Consider the following 21,950-nt stretch of genomic DNA (forward strand, 5'->3'; position numbering starts at 1 on the left):
GGTCAATGTGATGACGCAGGTAGAGCCACCAGCAGGAGGCCCCACATCAGCCGTCACTCTCAGCGAGCTTGGAAGAAATGGCCGACTCGCGCGTGCCAGTTCACGCACGAGGGACTGGCTGACACGTAGGGCCCATCTGCGGGAACTGAGTATCGCAAGCCTCGGTTCGGTGCTCCTCGCTGTCGCGATGATCTGGCTGATTCCGCCGTACGCGGTTCGCGTGGTGACTGCCGGCGCCAAGACTGTGCCGATCGCCGACCCGGCCCACACCATCGTCGGTGACGTGGGTGACCCGACGGCCCAGGCATGGCTGGTGGGTTGGGGTGGCCACGCTCTCACCCACGGTCTGCGTGGCCTGTGGGATACCAACGCTTTCTATCCCGACAAGTACGGCCTAGCCCTGAACGACAGCCTGCTCGGCTATGCCCCGGCAGGGCTGATAGGCGACGGTGTAGTCGGCGCCGTGCTGCGCTACAACATCCTGTTCGTGCTGGCTTTCGCGCTCGCCTTCCTCGGCGGCTACGCGCTCCTGCGCCAGCTTGGCGCGAATAAGGTCGCCGCCGCGGTAGCCGGCGCCGCCCTCGCCTACGCGCCCTGGCGCTACGGCCACGACGGCCATCTGAACATTCTCTCCACCGGTGGTATCACTCTGGCCCTGGCCATGCTGGCGCGCGGCCACGGACTCTCGTTCACCCGCGGCTACCTTGCCGAACGAGTCCGGCCGGGATGGGCGTTCGCTGGCTGGCTCGTCGCGGCCTGGCAGGTCAGCCTAGGCTTCGGCGTGGGGCTGGGATTCGTATACGTCCTCGCCGCCCTCTGCCTGATCACACTGATGGCCTGGCTGATCCACCGCCCACGCCTTAGCCTCCGGCTGATCGTCGGTGATCTGATCGGCGGGCTGGTCTTCACCGCGGTGACCGGATACTTCGCGTACGCGTACCAACACGTGCGCGAGCTCAACCCACATGTCACCCGGGACTGGGACTACGTCGCGCACTTCTCCCCGACACTGCGCGGGCTTCTCGTGGCGCCGCAGTCCTCGCTGCCCTGGGGCACCCTGCACAGCGACGCCCGCACCGCTCTTGGTGGCGTACCAACTGAGAAAGTGCTGCTATGCGGGTATGCACTGTATCTACTGGCCTTCGCCGGCCTGTTCCTATCCCGCTGGTCGCCGGTGCAACGGCTTCTGCTGCTGTCTGGGGTGGTCGTCGGAGTGTTGCTCGCGCTGGGCACGAACGGGTCGATCTACCGCCTGCTCTATCTTTACGTGCCCGGGTTCGATGGATCCCGTACACCAGGCCGGTTGATCTTGTGGCCCACTCTCTGCCTGGCCATCCTCGCGGCTGGCCTGGTTACCCACCTGTACGAGGCGGCTCGCAGGGGCGCCAAGCCGGAATGGTCGGTGGAAGCGGCACGGCTACTGACCGTTCCGTTGCTGGTCCTCGTGCTAGCTGAGGGCCTGCCTGACCTGCACCACCCCCAAACCCCAGCGAAACCGGCCGCGATGGCGCTAGCCTCCGCGCACGCGCCGATCATGGTATTGCCGTCCGACGACGGCAGCGACCTCAACGTCCTACTTTGGTCGACCGACGGTTTTCCCACCATGGTCAACGGTGCGGCCAGTTACACCACACCCAACCGTCAGGCGATCCGCGACGTTATGGCGACCTTCCCCAGCGAGCCGGCCTTGGATCGGTTGCACCAGCTCGGCATCCGCAGCGTCGTCCTGCTGCGCGACCGGGTCCACGGTACCCCGTACGAACCATTGCTTTACATCCCCGACGTACCCGGCATCACCCGCCATGACGTCGGGCCAGACGTGGTTTACACCATCGACACCAACACCAAGAACCCCTAACGAAACGATGTTGGGCGTGCCCTCGGGACACGAGGATCGTTCTGTCTGAACGTGAGGAGGGGTCAGCAGCCGCCGTGGATCGTCTCGGACGAACTCTGGGCCGAGATCGAACCACTGTTGCCACCCCGACCACCACGCCACCACCGGTTCCCTGGGCGTGAGCGCCTCGACGACCGCAGAGTGTTGTGCGGGATCCTGTTCATGCTTCACACCGCGATTCCGTGAAGGTTCCTGCCCCAGGAGTTCGTCATCACCGACGCGGGCGGCATCCCCTCGCCGCGTCCCTGACCGGCGGCGACCGTCACGACGTCACCCATCTACTGCCCCTGAAAGAGGATCTAGGCCGACCGAGGCGGCCATGTACCGGCGGCTCGCTCGGGCAGCTGTACCGAGCGCGCCGCCATCCACCGTCGCCACCTGACCGTGGATTCGGGTGGTTCAGCTGGTCGCGGCGTCTTGAGCGGAGGCCGGAAGGCTCGTTGGTGTCGGCGCAGGGTGCTTCCGGGCCGTGTCGGCGGTAAGGACCGGAGAGGAGATCGCGGCGCCAGCGTATGGCCCACCGGCGGCAGTTTCCGCAGTGTCCACGGTGGGTGCAGTCGGGTAGCGGCGGGCTGCACCTCGCCGCGAGCGACCACGACATAGTTCTCTCGCCGGTGGGAGCTGTTGATTTCTCCGCGTGTCGTGTGTCGGGTAAGTGCCATCCAGTAGCCGGCATTCGGCTAGACCGGTCCAATATGTCATGCCGAGCTTCCGTGATCGCCTAGCTGCCGCCCGTGCTGGATGGAGCTCCGGCCGCATTTCGTGGCAACCGTCCACCGCCGAGCGCCGGTCGCGGGCGGTGGGTCCGGAAGGTCGGCGCAGGCTCCGTATGTCCTCCCGCGCGCCGGGACAGATTGGCGCCCGCTGGGCCCCGACGCGAGAACTGGTGCACACCGTATTCCAGGGCGTCACCGTGCTGACCGCGGTAGCCGCGCTGCTGTTCACCGCCCGCTCCCTGGACTACACCGCCGACGCCACAAGCGCCACTCGCCAGCAGATGCACCTCAGCGAGCAGGGACAGATCAGCGACCGGTTCGGCAAGGCCGTCGACCAGCTTGGCCAGGAAGGGGAGAACAAGTTGTCCATCCGCCTCGGCGGCATCTACGCCCTGGAACGAGTCATGCGGGACTCCGCCGACGACGAGCCAACCGTGATCGAGGTGCTGTGCGCGTTCATTCGTACCCACGCCCCCAGCCCACTCAAGACGCCCGAACACGTCAATACGTCCTCGCTCGACGTGCGGGCCGCCGTCACGGTGCTGGCCCGACGCCCCAATCCAAACGCAAACCAAAACCAACGCCTGGACCTGGCCGACACTCTGCTGGGCTTACCAGGTGTGGCGCTGTCGGGGGCCCACCTGGCCCGGACCTCCCTGTTTGGCGCTGACCTGCTCAGGGCGGACCTGAGCGGCGCGGACCTGAGCGGGGCAGACCTGCGCCACGCGAACCTCGGCGGCGCGAACCTGCAAGAAGCTAATCTAAGTGGCGCGGGCCTGATTGGCGCGGACCTGCCACAAGCGAAACTGAGCGGCACGAACCTGATCGGCGCGAACCTGATCAACGCGGATCTGCAGCTGGCGGACCTGCGTGGTGCGGACCTGCGTGGTGCGGACCTGCGCCACGTGGACCTCCGCGGCGCGAACCTGAGCACCACGAACCTGCGCGATGCAAACCTGGATGGCGCGAATGTTGACGCGGCAACCCTGTTGCCGCACGGGGTGGCTCGACCTACTCCGTCGCCGACTCGGTGACCCTCTCACAACATCGCCTGGGCCTGTTCTCCTCGGGCGCCATGACGATTTGCCAAGATCGCGAGAGGCGACCGGCGCATCGTCTCGGGGTCACCACTGCTTGTTGACCAGCACGGCACCTTTGACGACAGTCGCCAGCGCCGCAGCATCCACTTCTGCCCGAAGGAAGTGCGCCGTCGAGGCAGCGTTGCGCTGCTTCGACGATCGGATCGCATGAGGATGCGGCCACAGGATTCCAGTGGCTCGCCGCGAGAGCCGAGGAAAGCGCAGGGGCTGGAATAACCACATCCTCCGCTTGCGCGGAGGTTCCCGAGTTGAACGGGAATAGAAGGAAGCGCCTGCATGGCCTCGGCTGTCGCAGACCTACTCAGGGATCAGCTCACTGAGTCGGTCCAGTGTATATGCCTCCGACCCGACTGGCAGGTCCTCGGGCGCCTGAATGCCGATAAACGTGACCGGCTCGTTCGGTGGGCGACCGTCCCACGTCATCACCTCGGCCCGTGCGCGCCATCGGTCGACAAGGTATGACAAGGTGAGGTAACGCCGCTCCATCAGTGCTCGTACCCGGTCGGCCGTCGTGAAACTGTTGTCCTCCACCCGGTTGAATGACGGCGTACCCCGCAGGTACAGGTGCAGCCACACGGCCTGCCAGCCGCCCTCACCCTTGGCGAACACCATCGGCAGCGCGATCCGACCCTGGCCACGCAGGTGCGAACGCGCCCGGACCGTCCGTGCGTCAAATGGTGGCCCGAGCTGGTCCTGCGTGCGGGTCTGGTAGCCGAACATCGACTCGGCAACCTCGTCGAACGACTCACCCGTATAGATGTATACCTGCGGAACGACATAGCGACCATCGATCGTCATGGGCATGTCGATGAACTCGGTTGCACCGTTTGCCGCGTCGGTGATGTCGCCGGAATGCACCACGCCGTTGTGGCGGTAGTTCGTCCACGACACTTGGCCGGCACCATGGAACTCGTCATCGAGCAGCAGCACCGACAGGTCGTAGTCGGTGCGACGACTCGCCTGGCGCCAGTACATGAAGAAGCGCAGCAGCTCACCAGACACCGACGCCCGCGAGCCCCTTGGCAGGACCGCGAAGCCGCCCTCCGCCGCCTTGCCGGACAGCGGCAGTGCGACGTCGAGCACCTCCGGGTCCACCAGCAGAGGCCGATCCTGCTTCGGCAGTCGGGCGCTGATCTCGGCGTCGAGCATCGACGACAGCTCGGCCACCAGCTCGGCTGGCAGCGGTGGCCGCTCGTCGGGGCCGACCCATGCGTTGCGCGAGCGGCTCGCGTACATCCGGGCCGACGCGGGCGTCAGCCGGTTGTCGACATGCTCCCGCAGCGAGAGCAGCACTCGGCCCGACGCCGAGTCGAGCGCACCGGTGACTGCGTCGACGACAGCGGTTCGCTCTGACGCCGGCGCCAGCCGCAGCAGCCGGTCCGCCGATCGCAGGAGCAGGCCCGGCGCCGCCGACAGTACCGAGGCGGCCGGACCGATAGCGCCGGCACGGATCGCCGCCTCCGCTCGGCCGGCGAGGTTGCGTACCCGCCGCTCGCCACGCGCGACCGCGAACACCTCCTGCGCGTGCGGCCACTGGTCGTACTCATGCGGGTGCAACCGCTCCCCGAGCCGCTTCCACCGTTCCGCGTAGCGCACGACGTCACCAAGCTTGTCCGAACTCGCACCGACGACGTTGTTCAGGGCGGCAAGCAGCATCCGCCGCTCCGGGCGCCGGAAGGCGCGGAATCGCGTGGGCGTCTCGAGCGAGGCGTCCCCGCCGGATACCTGGCAGGCAAGGCGCAGCACGTCGGTCGTCGTGTCCACGCCGACCAGCGTCCGGCCGAGGACGAGCCGGATCCCGTTGAGCACGGCACGGTTCTCCCGTACCGGGATCTCGGCCGGCTGCGCGCCGTCCAAGCAGGCGACCGCAAGCTCGCTGAGGATCGCAAGGTCAGCCTCACCGAGTGGCGTCGAGCTACCAGCCAGGGTCAGATAGAGCCGCGCTGCCTCCACGTCGGCGGTATCGCCGAGACGCAGCAAGGTCACCCGGTCACCGGCAGCGGTGATGAGGTCGTCATGCGCGGCCAATAGCTGGGCATAGGTGTGCTGGTAGGCCCCGTAGGCCGGTAGATCGAGCAGGTTCACCCCGCCCGAGGCGACGGCATCCCGCAGCTGCGCGTCGGTCGCTGTGCCCCCGCCGGCGAGTACGGCCGCCCGAAGCCGGTCCGTCCAGAAGTCAACGGTGTCGGGCACGTCGTCCGGGAAGCCGATGAAATAGGCGTTGTGCTGGACATGATCGCCCACCAGTTCACGCACAGCCGAAACGACCATGGCGGCAAGGTCCATCGCTGGAGCGGGGGCCAGGGTGCCGATGTGTTCCAGCAGAGCCCGCGACGCCGAAAACCCGACATCGAGCAGTGTCGCATCCAGTTGCCGGGCCACCGGCGTGCCATCGCCGGCCGCGCCTTTGCTGGCCGGCACGCGCAGGGCCTTCTGGATGATCAGCTTCTCGAGCACGTGGTTCCCCGTTCCGGTCAACTCCGGCCGTTGCCGGCACGCAGCCGCGGCATAGTGGGTCGCCGGGGACTCGAACCCCGAACCCTTCGATCCAACTAGGAGAAGGAAGCGCACCCATCGCCGCGCAAGCGGAGAGCGGACCCGCTACTCAGTCGAATGCTCTATCCAGTTGAGCTAGCGACCCAGATGTCGATCATCGCACCGACTGGGCTGACATGGCTATCCCGTTTCGAAGTCACTGCCCGCTGCGGCGGACATGAGCGTGCCGTTCCCTGGCGGTGACGGCAAGCGCTGGCAGCATCGGCGCAGCCCTCGTCGGCATTGCCACCGCCCTCACCATCAGCCGCCGCCGTACGATCCGCGCCATCACCGCACCCGGTCTCGCCATCGGCTACGCCCTCGTCATCACCGTTGACACCACCGGCGCCCTCATCGTTGGCTACCTCGCCGCCCTCACCTGGTGGGGCATCCGACTCACCGCACACACCCTGCGGCTCGCCTTCCCCCAGCCAGGAACGGCACTGCGCCGCCTCGCCGACCGGACGGGCGGCTGAAGGACCGCGAAGCCCCTCGGGCTGCTACCACCGCACCTACAACGGCTATGGCAGCGACGCCGGACGCATCGACCATGCGCGCAGCATCTACGTCGGCCAGCAGCAAATCCTCGCCCAACTCGACCCATTACTCGTCCCTGCTCTCCTGCCTAGTGCTCTGACCACGAACGTTCACGGTGTTGGATGACACGCCGTCCGGCCTGTCGGTCGGGCGGTGTCGGGGCGGTCCGGCTGTAGCGGTGGCAGAACCGGTACGCGTGCGGCGGCTCAGTGATCAGGAAGCAGCCCAGTTCGGACCGCTAGGCACCTTCGTCATCGCTGGCTCGAACCACCCCAACCCCCCCGCGTTGACCCGGCGGTTGCAGGCCTACCTTCGGTGGCGCAACGCCAACTCCCGCCGCCCCGACATCCTGGCCGCCCAACGCTGCGAACGCGCCCGCATCCGCAGCGAACGACAACGACACTGGGGCCAACCCACCACCCGAGCAGCCTGACCCCAACACCGTCAACGTTCGTGGTCACGGCACTAGATGCTAGATGGCGGTAGCGCAACAGCAGTCGAGTGCAACCCGCGACGGGCAGTCGTCTGCGACGGTGGCCCGCAACAACAGGAGAGACGAACGCAACGACCCGTGACGCACCCTGCCGATCCGGCAGAACAACGCTGTCCCGGCCTGAGTATCCGATGGGCTCAGGCTTTGGGGGCCACGCGGACGACGCTCGCTCCGCCTATGACTCCGCCATCCTCTCGTACGGCAAAGATCAGGTTGTAAGAACCGGGCGGCGCGTCCCTCGCGATGGGAATGACGCTGACCGGTCGTTCGCCCGCCGCACCGGATGGCCGCACCGGCTGGGCCTCGAACGTCACCTCTCCCAGAGCAGGCCGAGCTGTACCCCCGGCAGCGCTCTTCAGTTCACTGACGTCCCCGTACGGGCCAGTCAGACGCGCAGTCAGCTCGACCTGTGTCGAATTCGCGGCGGGGTCGGTCCCCGGCTTGACGATCCAGTGAACCGTCATGTCCTGGCCAGGCTGGTAGACCGTGTCCACGTCCTCGCCATCGCAACACGTGTAGGTCGTCGGGGTGCCTGCTGGGGTGGTGGACCGCCCGGAGCCGCAACCCGACATGACCAGCAAGGCCAGGCAGGCAACGGCCGCCACAGGCCGGCACGTTTTCATGAGCATGAGCGTATCGAGCACTGTCCTCGAACGTCTCCCCGGACAGACCTGGCCCCGCCAGCATCCAGTTAATGGGCCGGCTCTGAAGTGAACGCTCACGAGTCTGGACGCCGCGCCGTCGAGTAGTTGCCGGCCCGATAGCCGATCTGCTTCCGCCAGGCGTCCCTGTCCATGGCAGACGTACGCTGTCGTTCGACGGGCAACTGCCTCTACCTGCTGCTACGAAGCGGCAATCGGGTAGCCAATCGTGGCGATGTCTTGCCTCAGTTCAGCAACGGTGAGTTGAGGGTTCAGCACCTGTAGCACGCGGTCGGTGAGCGGCCGGTTGGCGACGACGTGCTCGACCGCCGCCCGATCCGCCTCGATCTCGTAGTAGTAGCTGGCGAACTCGACGAAACGGTCAACGATGTCGTCAAGCAGGATCTCGAGCATGGCGGACCCGTCCGGTCCGGTGTCGTCGTACGGCCCACGAAGTGGCGGAAAGGCGATTCCGTCACCGGCGTGCCAGCGGTCGTCATCGGCCAGCCGCCATATGACCGCGGTAGCGATGAACTGCCCGGCCTCGTCGCAGAAGGCAGGTTCCTCGATCTGTGGACGCAGCTCCGTGGGCAGCCCGTCGAGCAGTCCCGGCCACAGCTCGTAGTCTGGATCGCCGTAGGGCGACATCGCCGACTCGTGATCGAAGACCCGGATGAACACGCCGTCGGGGGTGAACACGACGGCCCACTCGTCGCCGCTGCCGTTGCTCATCAGCGCCGCCTCATCCGTGCCCCAGGCACGGGTGTAGGCGTAGTACGCGGCCCCGCCGTCGATGATGCATTCCACCAGGGCCAATGCCTTACACCGCTGCCGCAACCGGTCGAAGGAACGCGATCACCCGATCGCGAGGGCGAAGGCGGGCCGAGACGTCGGAAAGCGTGGTCGTGGAGCGACGGTGGGTGGATCGGAATCGGGGGGTCGCGGGGCACCCCCGATCGGAGGATGTCCCCCGGTGGGACTGTCGGGACGGTTGATCATGACTCATGTAGGTCTCCTAGCTGCGCTGTTGGGTGAGCAGCGACTGATTTGCAGGCTGCCCGCAACGACCATGTCCGGGCCGGACCGCCGACCAGGGCGCGAACCCACTCCGGTGTATGGAGCAGGAGGCTCCGACGTCATTCGCTGCGGCGGGATGGACTCCCCCGTTCGCTGACGGCGAGACGCTTGGCGAGCTGCTCGATGGCGGTCGGGTCTGTCGCACTCCCGCTCGCAGCAGCACAGGCGGCCCGGATGTGCGTGGCGGCGCCGACCACAGGGCGGGGTGGCCGGGTGTGCAGGGTGAACGACGCGGTCTCCCGGTTGCCGATGACCAGCCTCGCGGCTGCCTGGTAGGCGTCCAGATGGCTCAGATCGTGTTCGGACAGTTCGGGGAACATGTGCCGGGCCATCTGGTGCGCATCTTCGGGCGCCACGTTGAAGGTGATCTTGTTGCGGGCGTTCGCGCTCAATGCGAGCTGGGTGGGTCGTGGCAATTGAGCGAGGTCCTGGTGGGCCAGCACCAGGCTCAGGCGGTAGCCGCGCGCTTCGGCAAGCATGTCGTCCACCGAGCCGGGCAGATTCAGAACGTTGTGGCGGGACCCCGCACGGAGATCGCCAACAGGGTCCGTTTCGACAGCTCAACAGTCTGTTGGCTGGCGTTGGGTAGAAACCTTGCCAACGGAGTGCGTCCGGCTTTCGCCGTGGGAAATCGGCTCGGGCCCCGGGGCGTCTCTGCCGCGACAATGTCCTCGCCATGGCGAGACGTCCAGCCCAGCGCCCGGGGTCCCCCGGATCTTGGTCATTCACGTACCGTGGTCCTACCTCGCCGTGGCGGGCGCATCACGGAAAGCGTTGGCCGAGCAGGAAGCCGGGGGGCGAATGCAGCAGGGCAGCAGGCATGAACGCCTTAAACTGGCGAGTCTGGACTTCCTGGGCGACGATTCCGCCTTGCGCGAGCAGGCCGATCGTGCGCTGCGCGGGACGGGACGTGAAGTGCGACCCGAGGAGCGCTCCGGGGCGGACCAGACCGGCTCCGTCCGCGTGGTGGTCGACACCCAGCGAGAGGTCTCAGCTGTCACGATCGCTCGTGACTGGCGCAGCCGGGTCGGCCCCAGCGGGTTCGCCGATGCGCTCTTCGAGGCGTACGCCGACGCCGTGCAGGCTGCCCTCGAACTGGCGGCTCTCCTTCGTCTGCAGGCGGAGGAGAGTGGTCCTGCATCGCCGGAACGGGAACCGCTGGACAGGAGCCCCGAGCGGGACGTCGACGAGCACACCTGGCTGCGCGACACCTGGCGAACGCTGTCCGCCCTCGACGCAGAGCTCGACGCTGCGACTCGCCTGCCCAAGCGGACGGACGAGTCGAGCATGTCGAGCCCGAACGGCTGTCTGACGTTGCACATCCGCGGCGGCGGCATCACCGGCATCACCGGCGACGTCAGGCGGATCGCACAGGCAGACGCGGGTCAGCTGCAGTTCGAAGCCGGTTCCCTCTTCCGCGCGTTCGAGCTGGCCAGCGCCAGACGGACTGGATCGTGAGGTAGTGAGATGGCTGAACTGAACGTCATCACCGATTCGCTACGTGATGAGGGAGCTAAGTGGCTGATGCTGTCGGACCGGGTCGCCGCCATCAAGGTCGCTGCGGAGCAGCTGCACCTCGACCCATCAGCCTTCTTCATCGGTGACGCGAATGTCCTCATCCACTCACTGGCATACAGGGATTTCCACACCTTCATGGTCGCCGTTCTGAATGGGGCGGTGACGGAATTCGAACAGGTGGGCGAGGCCCTGCGGCACATCGCCGACGAGTACGACCGGGCCGACGAGGTCGTCTCACTCGACCTCAACAAGATCTACAAGGCCTAGCGACCGACCGCGCGACGTTCGGAGAGGGCACGGAGCACCCCATGCAGCCAGGCACCACTGATCTCGAGTACGGGGAACCGTTCAACAAGGCGTTCGACCACATCCGCGCCGGCATCGACACGGCGATCGCCACGTTCAACGAGATCGTCGAGCACGTCCAGCAGTGGAAGTGGCTCCTCGGACCCGCAGCACTCCTGTGGATCAAGCACAGCCTGGACAGCACCAAAACGGCACTGAACGCCGTCCTCGACCGAGTCGAGCAAGCCTTGGAGCACCAACTGCCGGTGCTCTCGCTGATCGAGGTCAGCTTCCGCTGGGTCAACGACGTGAAGACCCCGGTCTCCGATCTTTCTTCCGCCACCACCGACCCGGCGAACGAGAACCTGCCCAAGTGGACCGGCGACGCCGCGAGTGCCTACAACGCCAAGGCACTCAAGCAGAAGGCCGCGGTCGACGAGTCCGTCGTCAAGTCGGAGTTCATCAGCCAGTGGCTGTTCACGATCGCCAAGGCGAACGTCGACTACGCCGTCGAACTCGCGAAGATCGTCACGGGACTGGTCGGCAAACTGGCGCAGGCCGCGGCCGAAGGGGCAACCGTCATCGACCTACCGTGGGCCATCTCCACCCTCGCCGAGTCGGTCGGAGACCTCGTCACCGCCGGCCTGGACGTTCTGCTCACCATCGGCCAACGCTTCATCGACGCGCTGGGCAACATCCGGGACATCGCCACGCAGGTCGGCGACCACTCGAAGCTACCCGGTGGGCGGTGGCCCGAGGCCGTCCGCGGATGACCAACGGGCACATCACACCGTGGGTACGGCCGCCTGGGTGGCCTTGAGCAACGTCAGCGCCTTCGGCGCGAGCGTTTCGGTGGCGGCGTACGAAGCACCGCCGACGGCCAACCAGACCTTCACCACCAGGTTGCCCGTGCGCGCCCGGACCATGTACTCGGCGTACTTGAAGCCGGGCTCGGAACGCCTGGTGTAGGCCTCGGCCTCGTCGCCCACACCGGTGATGACGCCGGCTGGAGTCATCACCGTCACCTGCGCCGTGCCACGGTAGAGCAGCCGAGCCTCCTGCTCGCTGACTGGCGTGGACGCCTCCACCCGCAGGTTCGCCTCGTGCCCGTCCTTCGTCCGCATCTCGAACAGACACGACGCACCCGGCTGCCCCAGCGGTGGCTTCGGATCGGTGCGGGCCACCGTCAAAGACAGCTCCGCCAACGGCCGAAGATCAGTACGCTTACACAGGTCCAGGTCTTGAGCGCGGTAGACAGGGCCGACCGAGGCTGCAGGTGCGGTGGAGGCAACGCTGCTCGTGGCCGCCCCGGCGGTCGGCGCAGCCTCCGGAGCCGAGGCACCGTCACAGGCGGCAGTGGCGAGTACCGCAACGAGCGCCACGACAAGTCGAGTAACACCGGCCGACGCAGACACGTCCCGAACATACCGGCTGCGACGCTGGCGAACTGCCCGAGCGACGAGCCACTATGGTGCCGGGTATGACCGCCGCAGAGACCCCGGAGCAGATCGCCCGGACCCGGATGGTCACCGCCCGAGCGGTCCTGCAGGGCCAAGCCGATCTTCGGACGTACCCCTATCGTCTCTTGGCCGTGGTCTCCCATCACGGCGTCAGCGGCGACAAGGTCAGCGATGCGGTTGCTGCCGCCGAGGTCCTCGGCCAGTTCGGCTGGGACCTCGTCAACATCTCGGAATTCGCCTCCAACAAGATCGTCTACGCCTTCCTGCGGAGACGGTGACGATGACTCCCGGACCCTGCTGACCTGACGCAGCTGAGCAGGTGACCGGCATCGGACCGATGCGTTCCGTGGATCTGCTGATCGCACTACTGGCGTGTCGAGCCGCCCAGCGATCTACAGGAGGTCAACGATCACCCGGAGCGAGGCCCGGAGGGGTGGATGCGGTGGAACGGGCCTTCGACAGGCCAGAACTGATGGCTGTCCCTGCCCGCAGGTCGCGTTGGACGCCTGCGATCGGCCCTTGGGGCCCCGTCCAGTACGGGCACGTCCCGTTGACCGAGCCGTCGGGAGCCTCGACAGTTGGCGCGCGGTCAGTTGGACACCGGAAGGGCTACGACGGCGGCATGGGTCGAGGTTGCTCCGGCGCGCCGAACGGATCAGAGGAAGTCCCGCCAGAACGCCACCGTCGCCCTCGGGTTCCAGCGCTGATCTGTCCTGTCCATACCCGGCCCGCCGAACTCCTGATGGATGTAGTCGACCAGGTCCATGCCGTAGTAGATGATGTCGGTCTGGACGATCGAGAGGACTGGGTGCCCGACGGTTCCACGCCCGGCGGGCAGGAACCGATGCCCGTAGACGGGTACCAGCCGTGGCGCCTGCGCAAGCTTGAGCCGCGCGGTCTCCAACGCCTCATCGCGGCCTGCCGGCCGATCGCCCCAGGTGTCGTGCCATACCGTGTTGTGTTCCACGTCGAAGAGCACCCCTTCCACGGGCCACTCCAGGCGCTCCCGAATGGCACCGGGGTCACCGCTGCGCCAGTCCGGCCAGGGCCTCTCCCACGCATAGGACACGCCCTCCTCCGGCTCGAACGGGACGTTCAGCGGCAGCCCCGCCGCAAGGAACGCCCGATGGTCATCGGCGAACTCGAAGCCGTACGTCCTCTCAATGCGATCGAACTCCTCATCCGTCAAGCCCGGCGCGATCTCACAACACCCGTTCTGCGCGAGTCGACGCGCCGCCTCCATGCCCAGTCGAGCACCATCACCGTTGATCACGCCGGCACGATAGTGCTTCGGGCCGGCCAGGATGAACCGCTATCGTGCTGCCGTGACCGGCTCTGCAGAGCGTCCGCTGCTCTTCCTCGATGTTGACGGACCCCTCATTCCGTTCGGTGGACCGCAGCAATACCCCACTTGCGATACGGGCACTGAACCACGAGAGACCAGCTCGAATCCGCTGCTGGGCAGGATCAATCCCGAACACGGACCCCGGTTGACGGCGCTACGGTGCGATCTGGTCTGGGCCACGACATGGATGGACGACGCAAACGAGACCATCGCGCCACGGATCGGTCTGCCGCAGCTGCCGGTGGTGATCTGGCCGGAGCCGACCGACACCGACGAGCAGGACGAGCGGAACGGGCTGCACTGGAAAACCCGCGCCCTCGTTGATTGGGCCGCAGGCCGCCCCTTCGCCTGGGTCGACGACGAAATCACGAACACCGACCGAGCCTGGGTGTCAGCACATCACGCAAGACACGCCCTGCTTCATCGCGTCGATCCCCGTCAGGGTCTCACTGATGCTGACTACGCCGCACTCATGGACTGGCTACACAGGATTCACGACACACCGCCGCGTGACGTGGCCTGAATCCCCAACCAGAGTTGGGTGCCGCGACACACCGACGACTCAAAGTCGAGAGCCTCACTAGGCTCACCCAGATACCGGGCCCGCCGCCGCTGGTCCGACATGAGCCCAACACCGTGCGGTTAATCCTGCGTCCGGCTGCTGCGCCTTCCATCCAGCTGAAGGCTGAGGCTTACCTCTGCGGACGGGCGTTGATCTGCTCGACCGGTGGAAGCCGCCGAACGGGTTCGTCACCGATGGAGTAGACCTCCAGGCAGCACAGATAGCCCTCACCATCGACGAGCAGCACAATGCCGGCGTAGAACTCGTCGTCGCTGATGTCAGCCGACACTGGCGCACCGGACAACACCGGAGCCGGCGCTGCGGCGCGGTCCACAGCAAGGTTAACGGTCACGCAGCCGCAGTCGCACCGACCCTCGACAGTGGCGAACGGCAACTGCGCACGCAACTCGTCGCGCCCGGGGAACGGCACGGACAGCAGCCGCACGACGACGTCCCGCTCGACGTCGCTGAGCGGGCGAGGCATGTCGTCGCCGGTCAAAGCGCCGCCTGATGGGGCAGGCCGGCATGGAACCGCAGCAGCCGGACCTTGTCCTCATCGAGGATCGGGCGGGCACGTTCGATCAGCTTGTCGAGTTCGGCGGCACGATCGCCCGATGGCCCGTGATAGGTCGTGGCCGCCTGCCGATTGAGCCACGCGCTGATGTCCGCCCGCGCACCCGCGCGCAACCGGTCGTCGGGATCATCGATCAGCCGTAGGTTGGTGGCCAGCCGCTGCCAGGCGTTGGCCAAGGTCAGTAGCCGGTAGCCCGCGAACCGGACATGCGGCGCGTTGCCCGGCCTGAGGAGGGCCTCGAGCATCTCCGGGTCAAGGACGCCGAGGTCGTGTCGCAGGGCCGCCACTATCTGGCGGGTCACCGCACCAGACTCGTCGCGCAGCAGTGGCACCAGTTCCGCTGGCCGGGTCACGCCGAGGCGACGCAATGCTCGGACCGCTTCGACCCGACCACGCGAACGTGGATGCGCCAGCCACCGTCGAACCAGGCCGGCATCCTCGACGCCACCGGTCTCGCCCAGCCCGGCGATCACCCCCGGCGCCGGCGGCTCCCGTCCAGCAAGCAGGCGATAGAACTCTGCCGGATCCGCGCCGCTGCGGCGCAGCCCGGCCTGAGCGATCGCCCGCACCAGCGGATGCCGATCCGGCAACGCCGCCTCAGCGGCACCCAGATCCCCGACCGCAGTCACGGCCTGCAGCGCCTCAGCCCGAACCAACGCAGTACGGCTGACCAGTAACCCCCGCAACTGAGCCGGGTCCGTCGCGGCCTGAACGGCCCCTCGGGCACACAGGGACCGGATCGGCAGGTCGTCATCCTTCATCGCGGCCGTGATCAACCGGCTCACGCTCAACAGGCCACCGGCCGTCGCGGCGCGGTACGCCGCCCGCCGGGTCCGACGATCCCGCGCCGCCAGCAACGGCTCCAAGTCGTCCAATGGCAGGTCCCGCAGGACACCTTCGACGCGCTCGGCCAACCAGGCGCCCTGACCTCGACCGCGCAGCGCGAACGCCATCTCCGTGAGCTGGGTCAACGACCCCCGCGATGACGACAGCCGACCATCCACCGCCGCCCGTGCCCGCTGGCGTACCTCGGCCACCCAGTCGGCGGTCCGAAGCGCGAGCACCGACAGCGCAGCCGGGTGCGCGTGCTTCGTCAGGTGAACGACCGCCGCTTCGCGGATCCGCCCGTCACGGTGGCAGCCGGCTACGACCAGGCGGAGTACCTCCACCTCACCGTCAGCCAGCTCCGCCGCAAGGCTCCGCGACCAGCGCGTCGCCGACCACCACCGCTCGCGCAGCGCTTCATCCACCGCCAAGCACCACCGCGCCTCAGCGGAACCAAACGCATCCACAGCCGCGGCCCGCAGGCCCGGCTCACCGTCGCGGGCCACCGTCAGCAACACGGCAGAGAACTCTGCGGGGCTAACGCTTCGATCGGCACCGCCAGCCCGCGCCCACTCGATGGCCGGCAGCTCAGGCAGGTAGTCACGTTCAGGCGACTCGCTCGAGCTGGCAGACATAGCTCGCAGCCAGCGCCGCAGCGCTTTGCCCAGCGACATCGCGTCCACCGACGCCCCCGTTCCCACCGCAGGTCACCATGATCGCAGCCATTCTGTCGCCCATGAGCCGACCGAGCGACCGCATTCACCCGTAGCCCACGGCGACTCCGCAGCGGGTGGCAACCAACCGTCAGACATGGCCCGAACCAGATAAATGACCTTCGAGGTACGGAGAAGGCGGGTCAGCCGCCGTTGGGCCGAAACTCGCCGTCGTTGGGTGACGGCGCCCCCGCTGTTGGGCTGACCTGACGGGCACGTCGGTATCCCTGTTCTCCGGATGGGTCTGCCGCGATCATTGTCGGGCACGACCCCAGAGACGACCGCTGCCGTCAACGTGCGGAGCACTGGTCGATGGCGAGCCTCAGCGCAACACGCCGTCCGTGCCGTCGTCGTCCGCGCCCCATACGTCGTCGTCTTCGCTGAGCCAGGTGCCGTGTTGGGACTCTTCGTTGCCGTCGTCGGCCCCACCGTTCGTCCCGGTCAGGCCGCCCCGGACGCCACCGCCGACCGCCCGGGCACCCGTGCTGCCGGACCCACCCCGGCCGCCCGCGCCGACCATGCCAGGCCCCATCGCCGCACCGCCCCTGCTGGACGGACCATTGGCACCGCGCCCGGCACCACCGGTACCAGCCGCGCCACCCGTCATCGGCGACATGCCGAGGCTGACCGGGCGGCCCAGGGAACCACCGCCCGGAATGGGGGCACCGGCCGCGCCCAGGCCTGCCGTGCCACCAAGGCCGCCGCCCCCGGCTCCCAGGCCGGTCGCGCTGGGCACGCCCCCGCCGGCACCAAACCCGGAGTTCACGCCGGTGAGGGTTCCCGTACCTGCGCCTGCGCCGGCCAGGCCACTGGTGTACTCGCCGGGCAGAGCGCCGTCACCGAGGTCGTTGCCGACGCCCGAGGGCTTGCCGCTGCCGCTTGGGGCGTTGCCGTCGTAGCCGCCAGTGCCAGAGGAGAGGTCCGGGTGGGTGCCCGAGCCGAAACCTGCCCCGCCGGAGCTGACGTGACCGGTTCCCAGAGAAGGTTCACCGCCGAGACCGCCGGTTGAAGGCCCTCCACCGAGGCTGGCCGCCTGGCCGGCACCACCGGTGTCCGTCGGACCTTCCAGGTCCACCCCGCTCGGGCCGCTGCCTGTGCGCTTCTCCGACAGAGCACCGCCCGGGGTCTCCCGCTCCCGGGCTGCGTAGTCGACGCTGACCTGGTCGTAGGCTTTGCGCGCGTCCTCGGTGTTGTTGTTGAAGAACTCGCCGATCCGGTCGTTGAGCTGGCCGAGCTTCTCCATCGGCCAACTACCCGCGAAGTCGGCCCGGATGCTCGCCTCGAACAGCCCCGTGTCGATGACTATGGCACCGTTGCGGGCCGCCGCCAGGTCACCCACGCACCCCTGTGGGACCGGCATCGCGTTCTGCGCACGCTCCAGATCCTGCGCGGCGGTTTGCAGCACGGTCACGATGCTGTGCTGACCGCTGCCCGACTCCCGGGCACCGTCCACAATCGTCTCGGCTTGCCTGGCCAGCGCTTCCATGTGCGTGCGAAACGCGTCATACGCCGGGCCCTTCCAGCTCTCGCCGAGGTCGAGGACGTCGGCGTCCACCAGGCGTTTGACCTCCTCGATGTTGCCCAGCAGCGCCTGCCAGCCCAACGCGGCGCTGGTGATGTCGGCCGGCCGGCCTGCGACCAGCACCTGCCGCGCCATTTCCTCCCAGCTCGGAGCGCTCACGTCAAACTCCTTCCGCGCTGCTGCCCGGAGCGGGGCCGCCGGCCCTCAGGGCGCGCTGCATCTCCTGCGCTGACATCTTGTTCGCGTCCTCGGCGGTGTCGTACTTACGCTTGACCTCGCGCAGCGCATCGGCCGCCCGGTACAGGTCGTTGGAGAGACTTGTCAGCGACTCCGAGGTGGTCCGGTGCAGACCATGGTGAGCGGCGGCAAGGCTCAGCCCTTTGGGAAAACCGCCCAGCGCGCCGCCGGGGCTGGCCAGTGCCGCTTCGCCGCCGAGCAGGTCCTTGATCTCCTCCATGTCGACGGCGAGCCGGCGCAGGTAGCTTGCGTGGCGCTCGATGTTGTCGGCGGCCGCTTCCAGACGGTCCGCCTCCCACTCGGTGACGTCGCGCTGACCGGGCCCGCCCACGAGCTGTGACGGCGCCGATCCTGCGCCGGCGCGGACGTCATCCTGACGGAACCCCACGGCCGGCCCATGCGCAGCCACCGTGGCAATGGGCCGCAACGGGCTGCCCGCCAGCATCGCGTCGGCGACGCCGGGCGGCACCCGTATCCAGCCCTCCACCTGCGGCGGGCTGTTGCCCTCGTCGCTCATCTCCGTCCTCCCCGTTGATCGGTCGGTGGTGTGTCAGCGCTGGTGCGGGCCGCCCAAGCCCTGGCGCGGCGCGGTCCCGGGCTGCCCCGATCCACCTGCCTGCCCCGACGCGGGCGGAGGGAACGGGGGTGAGGGCTGAGGTGGATGCGGATGCTGCGCAGAATCCGACCGCGGGGGTGGCGAACCTCCCGGCGGACCGTAGCCGGGCGGCGGGACGGCCGGGTGCCCGTATCCGGGCGGCGGGAACCCCGGACCACCGACCAGCGCTCGGCCCGGTTCGGGTCCGACCGGCGGCGCGGTGCGACGGCGCCGGCGGCGGGCGACGACTACGGCCAGCACCGCCGCGCCGATGACGACGGCCAGGCACAGCACGCCCGCCACCACGATGCCGGTCTTGTTCTTAACCTTGATGGCGACAGCCGGCCCTTCGGTCTGCTCGCCCTTCGGGGCGGTCGTCGCTTCACCCGGCAGCGCGCCGGCAGCCAGCAGCGGGTTGCCGTCTACGGCTGGCACCGGGCGCTGCAGCGCGGCAAGCGCGTCCACGGCGCCGAAGCCGAACTCCGGATCCCGACCCGGCACCCCCGCGTCACGGGCCGTTCGGATAAGGCGATTGATCACGTTCGCCGCGTCCAGGTCCGGGTAGCGTGACCGCACCAGCGCGGCCACACCGGCGAGGATGGCGGTCGCCTGACTAGTGCCCGAGGCAACCGCGTAACCGTTGTCCTGCACCGCCGTCGGCACGGGAGCGATGATGTCGTCGCCCGGGGCCGCGAGGACCACTTCAGGGCCGGCGACCGAGTAGCGGGCGAGGCCTCCCGATCGGGTTGTCGCATTGACCGCAATCACGCCGGGTGTGTTGGCCGGAGAGTTGACCGTTCGACCGCCCGCGCCGGTCGCCGCGACGAGCACGACGTTCTTGGTCAGGGCGTACTGGACCGCCTCGACGATCCGGACGTTGGCGGGCTGCTCGAAGCCGATGGACAGGCTGATCACGTCGGCTCCGGCGTCGGTGGCCCAACGGATGTCGCGTGCCACCTCACCGTCGTAGGCGTTGCCCTCGCTGCCGCTCAGCGCGATCGGCAGGACCTTCGCCTCCGGCGCGATCCCGAGCTGCCGGTTCCGGTCGCCGCCCCGCCCGACGATCAGGCCGGCCATCGACGTGCCGTGGCCCTCCTTCGTGTCCCGGTCGATCCGGCCTTGCGGAGATCCCGCCGGGGCAGCACCGGGACGGCCGGCCAGTTGGCCGGCGAGCGCCGGATGCGTCGCGTCGACGCCGCTGTCGATGACAGCGATCGTCACCCCACGCCCCTTGGTGATCTCGTGGGCCCGCGGGATCTGCAGCGCGTCGATATACCACTGCAGGCCGCGTACCGTGTCGGCCGCCGACGCTGGAGCTGGCACGCCCACCACCCCGGACCCGACCACCGCGCCGATCATCGACACGGCGACGGCGAACCTCAGCACCGATCGGCGACCTCTACCCGTACGCACGGCACTCCCCGAACCTCGACGACTCGCTACGCGTGCGGCTTCGGTCCGGCTCGAGCCGGACCGAAGCCGCACGTCTGATTTTCTCAGCCCCGCACCTTGGTTGGCGTTGCTCATCTCGGTGGAGACGTTCTTTGCATGGGCAGCGCCGACGGCGCCGCCAATCTCGTTCAGGATCTTGCCGACGTCCCGGACGGCGGTGTAGTCGCTGCTCCGACCTCGAACACCACGTTCACGCCCTTCCGTCTCTTGTGGCGGCGGATCCGCGACGCGAACCTCCACCGCATGGCCGCAACCAACCCGGCCGCGGCGCAGGTGAGACGCTAGCGCAACGCGTCAAGATCTCGCCACCCTGTGTGACCAGCTGAGCCGGCGCGACACCTCGTGCAGGTGATCCGACGGTCGCCATCCACGCCAGACTCGTCGGCAACCCGCCGCAGCAGTCCGGTACCACCGCCGGACCGGAGGTTGGCCAACCGTTGGCCAACGGTTGGGTAGCCAACGCGCTGCTCTCCCAGCAAACCCGCCGTCACGACCGCTCTTGGTGGTCGTGAGCACGGGCCAGCCGGTGTGGAAGCCACCCACCGATGACCAGATCCTCCGCGACACCCGAGAATCCCAGCGGGCCGGACCCATCGTCCCGAGACGGCAGACCCGACCCATACGCCGACAGCTCCACCTTCGGCCACCACCGCGACTTCCTTCACGTCGACGTCATCGTCGGTGGCTCGCCGATCTGGATCTCGGTGTGGCGCAGCGGCGCCCTTGGCGAGATCAGCGAGTCCACCTTTCGTCGCCTGCTGGCGCGTCGGATCATCGCCGTTTACAGCCGGCGCGGCGCGACCGTGGTCGACTTCGACGGCGACCCAACCGTTCGCGACGAGAGCATTGCCGCGGGCCGCACCTACCGCCCAATCACCCATGCTGCGGATCTGGCCGGCCTCGACACCATGGAGCAGGTCGACCTGGTCGTACTGCGCTGGCCGCGACCCCAGCCGCTCGCGCGACCCAGGCCGGTCGACGGTGCGGTGGCCGACCTCTTCCGTGCTCTCCGCCTGGTCATCACCCCGGACGGCTTCGCGGTCCTCATCGTCGAGCAGCGTCCGACCCAACCGGTGCCGACCGAGGTCGTGCACCTGGCCGGGCTTGTCCCCGAGGCTCACGCCGGTGGGATGAGCTACCTCCAGCACGTCCTCGCGATCACTCCACCCGTAGGCACGGCAGCGGACAGCGCAGACGCCGCACGGTCCGTGGCCAGCCAGCACGGCTCACCGACTCACCTGCACCTGCTGGTCTTCGTCGTACGAGCAGGCCGCCGTGACTGACCAGCCGGAACCTGCCGCCCACTATCGTCGGTCGCGTCGCCGCCCAGCCCGTCCGCGGGTACGGCCGATCAGCTACCGGCAGGCGTGCGCCTACATCAGCGCCCACCACCAGCAGCTCGAACGACCGCAGGGACACACGTTTTCCCTCGGACTGACCAACCACGCCGGCAACCTCATCGGGGTCGCAATGGTCGGCCGTCCCGACGCCCGCCACCACGACGACGGCCTGACCGCCGAAGTCACCCGCCTGGTGACCGACGGGCCACGCAACGCGTACTCGGTCCTGCTCGCCGCCGCGTGGCGAGTCGCCCGACGCATGGGCTACCAGCGCATGATCACCTACACCCGTACCGACAGGCCCGCCGCCGACCTACGGGCCGCGGGTTGGAAGGTCGTCGTCGAGGCGCCCTCCGCACCAGGGTGGAATCGGCTCGGCCGGCGCCGAGCGGCGCGCAGCACCGGCGACGGGACCCGCAGTCACTGGCAGGTCACCACTGAGGACTGGCGCACCCGAACCGAAGCCGCTGACCGCGTTCCCCGGCGCGCCAGAGAGGGACGGGGCCTACGGTGACCGGCCATACCG

At 68.2% G+C, this 21,950-nt stretch carries 23 protein-coding genes, 1 tRNA gene and 2 pseudogenes; 13 read left to right on the forward strand and 13 right to left on the reverse strand.

Annotation, left to right across the window (positions count from 1 at the left end):
• Positions 1 to 169 precede the first annotated feature (169 nt).
• On the forward strand, positions 170 to 1,858 hold the full coding sequence (locus tag IW248_RS12940; RefSeq protein WP_307787925.1) for a hypothetical protein: 1,689 nt from the start codon (positions 170 to 172) through the stop codon (positions 1,856 to 1,858).
• 51 nt (positions 1,859 to 1,909) lie between these two features.
• Positions 1,910 to 2,083, forward strand: coding sequence for a transposase (locus IW248_RS12945; protein ID WP_196927200.1), 174 nt, complete (start codon positions 1,910 to 1,912; stop codon positions 2,081 to 2,083).
• Between the two features lie 76 nt (positions 2,084 to 2,159).
• Here IW248_RS12945 and IW248_RS33975 read toward each other — a convergent pair whose 3' ends face one another.
• Positions 2,160 to 2,573: a deazapurine DNA modification protein DpdA family protein gene (locus tag IW248_RS33975; protein WP_443673277.1), complete on the reverse strand. Its 414-nt coding sequence runs from the start codon at positions 2,571 to 2,573 to the stop codon at positions 2,160 to 2,162.
• A gap of 210 nt (positions 2,574 to 2,783) precedes the next feature.
• Between IW248_RS33975 and IW248_RS12950 the strand changes: the two genes are divergently transcribed.
• Positions 2,784 to 3,647, forward strand: coding sequence for a pentapeptide repeat-containing protein (locus tag IW248_RS12950; protein ID WP_196927201.1), 864 nt, complete (start codon positions 2,784 to 2,786; stop codon positions 3,645 to 3,647).
• A 363-nt stretch (positions 3,648 to 4,010) separates the two neighbouring features.
• Here the strand turns inward: IW248_RS12950 and IW248_RS12955 are convergent, their stop codons facing one another.
• The gene (locus tag IW248_RS12955; RefSeq protein WP_196927202.1) at positions 4,011 to 6,170 is read right to left on the reverse strand and encodes a TerD family protein; all 2,160 of its coding nucleotides are present in this window, start codon (positions 6,168 to 6,170) and stop codon (positions 4,011 to 4,013) included.
• A gap of 55 nt (positions 6,171 to 6,225) precedes the next feature.
• Positions 6,226 to 6,354, reverse strand: a tRNA-OTHER gene (locus IW248_RS12960).
• A 94-nt stretch (positions 6,355 to 6,448) separates the two neighbouring features.
• On the opposite strand from IW248_RS12960, the gene IW248_RS12965 reads away from it, so the two are divergent.
• Both IW248_RS12965 and IW248_RS12975 read left to right on the forward strand, forming a co-directional pair.
• Positions 6,449 to 6,724, forward strand: a complete 276-nt coding sequence (locus tag IW248_RS12965; RefSeq protein WP_196927203.1) for a hypothetical protein — start codon at positions 6,449 to 6,451, stop codon at positions 6,722 to 6,724.
• 284 nt (positions 6,725 to 7,008) lie between these two features.
• Positions 7,009 to 7,218 (forward strand): annotated as a pseudogene (locus IW248_RS12975) (IS630 family transposase); the annotation flags it as partial.
• Positions 7,219 to 7,415: 197 nt separating this feature from the next.
• On the opposite strand, the gene IW248_RS12980 reads toward IW248_RS12975, so the two are convergent.
• From IW248_RS12980 to IW248_RS12990, 3 genes and pseudogenes are all read right to left on the reverse strand, one after another.
• Positions 7,416 to 7,922, reverse strand: coding sequence for a hypothetical protein (locus tag IW248_RS12980; RefSeq protein ID WP_307787926.1), 507 nt, complete (start codon positions 7,920 to 7,922; stop codon positions 7,416 to 7,418).
• Between the two features lie 198 nt (positions 7,923 to 8,120).
• A complete protein-coding gene (locus IW248_RS12985) occupies positions 8,121 to 8,726 on the reverse strand; it encodes a hypothetical protein (RefSeq protein ID WP_307788374.1) in 606 nt (201 codons plus the stop codon).
• Positions 8,727 to 9,055: 329 nt separating this feature from the next.
• A pseudogene (locus IW248_RS12990) lies at positions 9,056 to 9,508 on the reverse strand (type VI secretion protein); the annotation flags it as partial.
• Between the two features lie 262 nt (positions 9,509 to 9,770).
• Between IW248_RS12990 and IW248_RS12995 the strand changes: the two are divergent.
• Genes IW248_RS12995 through IW248_RS13005 form a run of 3 tightly spaced genes read left to right on the forward strand, consistent with a single transcriptional unit; the run spans position 9,771 to position 11,572 of the window.
• Positions 9,771 to 10,454, forward strand: a complete 684-nt coding sequence (locus IW248_RS12995; RefSeq protein WP_196927206.1) for a hypothetical protein — start codon at positions 9,771 to 9,773, stop codon at positions 10,452 to 10,454.
• Between the two features lie 9 nt (positions 10,455 to 10,463).
• On the forward strand, positions 10,464 to 10,781 hold the full coding sequence (locus tag IW248_RS13000; protein ID WP_196927207.1) for a hypothetical protein: 318 nt from the start codon (positions 10,464 to 10,466) through the stop codon (positions 10,779 to 10,781).
• A 41-nt stretch (positions 10,782 to 10,822) separates the two neighbouring features.
• Positions 10,823 to 11,572 carry a DEAD/DEAH box helicase family protein gene (locus IW248_RS13005; RefSeq protein WP_196927208.1) on the forward strand — a complete coding sequence of 250 codons (750 nt, stop codon included), beginning with the start codon at positions 10,823 to 10,825 and terminating at the stop codon, positions 11,570 to 11,572.
• Positions 11,573 to 11,584: 12 nt separating this feature from the next.
• Here the strand turns inward: IW248_RS13005 and IW248_RS13010 are convergent, their stop codons facing one another.
• The gene (locus IW248_RS13010) at positions 11,585 to 12,004 is read right to left on the reverse strand and encodes a hypothetical protein (protein ID WP_231396297.1); all 420 of its coding nucleotides are present in this window, start codon (positions 12,002 to 12,004) and stop codon (positions 11,585 to 11,587) included.
• A gap of 275 nt (positions 12,005 to 12,279) precedes the next feature.
• Between IW248_RS13010 and IW248_RS13015 the strand changes: the two genes are divergently transcribed.
• Entirely contained in the window at positions 12,280 to 12,537 is a 258-nt protein-coding gene (locus IW248_RS13015) for a transcriptional regulator (RefSeq protein WP_196927209.1), read from the forward strand.
• Positions 12,538 to 12,914: 377 nt separating this feature from the next.
• On the opposite strand, the gene IW248_RS13020 is transcribed toward IW248_RS13015, so the two are convergent.
• Positions 12,915 to 13,532: a hypothetical protein gene (locus IW248_RS13020; RefSeq protein WP_196927210.1), complete on the reverse strand. Its 618-nt coding sequence runs from the start codon at positions 13,530 to 13,532 to the stop codon at positions 12,915 to 12,917.
• A gap of 52 nt (positions 13,533 to 13,584) precedes the next feature.
• Between IW248_RS13020 and IW248_RS13025 the strand changes: the two genes are divergently transcribed.
• Positions 13,585 to 14,127: an HAD domain-containing protein gene (locus tag IW248_RS13025; RefSeq protein WP_307787928.1), complete on the forward strand. Its 543-nt coding sequence runs from the start codon at positions 13,585 to 13,587 to the stop codon at positions 14,125 to 14,127.
• Between the two features lie 169 nt (positions 14,128 to 14,296).
• Here the strand turns inward: IW248_RS13025 and IW248_RS13030 are convergent, their stop codons facing one another.
• The 5 genes from IW248_RS13030 to IW248_RS33510 all read right to left on the reverse strand — a co-directional run bounded on the left by IW248_RS13030 (position 14,297) and on the right by IW248_RS33510 (position 20,018).
• Positions 14,297 to 14,665 carry a hypothetical protein gene (locus IW248_RS13030; protein ID WP_196927212.1) on the reverse strand — a complete coding sequence of 123 codons (369 nt, stop codon included), beginning with the start codon at positions 14,663 to 14,665 and terminating at the stop codon, positions 14,297 to 14,299.
• Positions 14,662 to 16,239: a hypothetical protein gene (locus IW248_RS13035; protein WP_231397154.1), complete on the reverse strand. Its 1,578-nt coding sequence runs from the start codon at positions 16,237 to 16,239 to the stop codon at positions 14,662 to 14,664. The genes IW248_RS13030 and IW248_RS13035 overlap by 4 nt, the downstream gene beginning before the upstream one ends.
• 361 nt (positions 16,240 to 16,600) lie before the next feature.
• Complete coding sequence (locus IW248_RS13040; RefSeq protein WP_196927213.1) at positions 16,601 to 17,959, reverse strand: WXG100 family type VII secretion target; 1,359 nt, start codon at positions 17,957 to 17,959, stop codon at positions 16,601 to 16,603.
• A gap of 1 nt (position 17,960) precedes the next feature.
• Complete coding sequence (locus tag IW248_RS13045; RefSeq protein WP_196927214.1) at positions 17,961 to 18,554, reverse strand: hypothetical protein; 594 nt, start codon at positions 18,552 to 18,554, stop codon at positions 17,961 to 17,963.
• Between the two features lie 33 nt (positions 18,555 to 18,587).
• Positions 18,588 to 20,018: a S8 family serine peptidase gene (locus IW248_RS33510; RefSeq protein WP_196927215.1), complete on the reverse strand. Its 1,431-nt coding sequence runs from the start codon at positions 20,016 to 20,018 to the stop codon at positions 18,588 to 18,590.
• Positions 20,019 to 20,180: 162 nt separating this feature from the next.
• Here IW248_RS33510 and IW248_RS13055 point away from each other — a divergent pair, with 162 nt between their 5' ends.
• The 3 genes from IW248_RS13055 to IW248_RS13065 all read left to right on the forward strand — a co-directional run bounded on the left by IW248_RS13055 (position 20,181) and on the right by IW248_RS13065 (position 21,938).
• Positions 20,181 to 20,369 (forward strand): hypothetical protein, encoded by a 189-nt coding sequence (locus IW248_RS13055; RefSeq protein ID WP_196927216.1) that lies wholly within the window; start codon positions 20,181 to 20,183, stop codon positions 20,367 to 20,369.
• 260 nt (positions 20,370 to 20,629) lie between these two features.
• Complete coding sequence (locus IW248_RS13060; protein WP_196927217.1) at positions 20,630 to 21,367, forward strand: hypothetical protein; 738 nt, start codon at positions 20,630 to 20,632, stop codon at positions 21,365 to 21,367.
• Entirely contained in the window at positions 21,360 to 21,938 is a 579-nt protein-coding gene (locus IW248_RS13065) for an XF1762 family protein (protein WP_196927218.1), read from the forward strand. Before IW248_RS13060 ends, IW248_RS13065 begins: the two co-directional genes overlap by 8 nt.
• Positions 21,939 to 21,950: the final 12 nt, after the last annotated feature.

Source organism: Micromonospora ureilytica (assembly GCF_015751765.1).
Taxonomy (GTDB): Bacteria; Actinomycetota; Actinomycetes; order Mycobacteriales; family Micromonosporaceae; genus Micromonospora; species Micromonospora ureilytica.

Excerpts from the sequence above, each read along its gene's own strand:
- IW248_RS13060 (WP_196927217.1), top strand. The coding sequence starts at position 20,630 with ATGACCAGATCCTCCGCGACACCCGAGAATCCCAGCGGGCCGGACCCA.
- IW248_RS13055 (WP_196927216.1), top strand. The coding sequence starts at position 20,181 with ATGGGCAGCGCCGACGGCGCCGCCAATCTCGTTCAGGATCTTGCCGAC.
- IW248_RS13035 (WP_231397154.1), bottom strand. The coding sequence starts at position 16,239 with ATGTCGCTGGGCAAAGCGCTGCGGCGCTGGCTGCGAGCTATGTCTGCC.
- IW248_RS13000 (WP_196927207.1), top strand. The coding sequence starts at position 10,464 with ATGGCTGAACTGAACGTCATCACCGATTCGCTACGTGATGAGGGAGCT.
- IW248_RS13005 (WP_196927208.1), top strand. The coding sequence starts at position 10,823 with ATGCAGCCAGGCACCACTGATCTCGAGTACGGGGAACCGTTCAACAAG.
- IW248_RS33975 (WP_443673277.1), bottom strand. The coding sequence starts at position 2,573 with ATGCCGGCTACTGGATGGCACTTACCCGACACACGACACGCGGAGAAA.
- IW248_RS13015 (WP_196927209.1), top strand. The coding sequence starts at position 12,280 with ATGACCGCCGCAGAGACCCCGGAGCAGATCGCCCGGACCCGGATGGTC.
- IW248_RS13045 (WP_196927214.1), bottom strand. The coding sequence starts at position 18,554 with ATGAGCGACGAGGGCAACAGCCCGCCGCAGGTGGAGGGCTGGATACGG.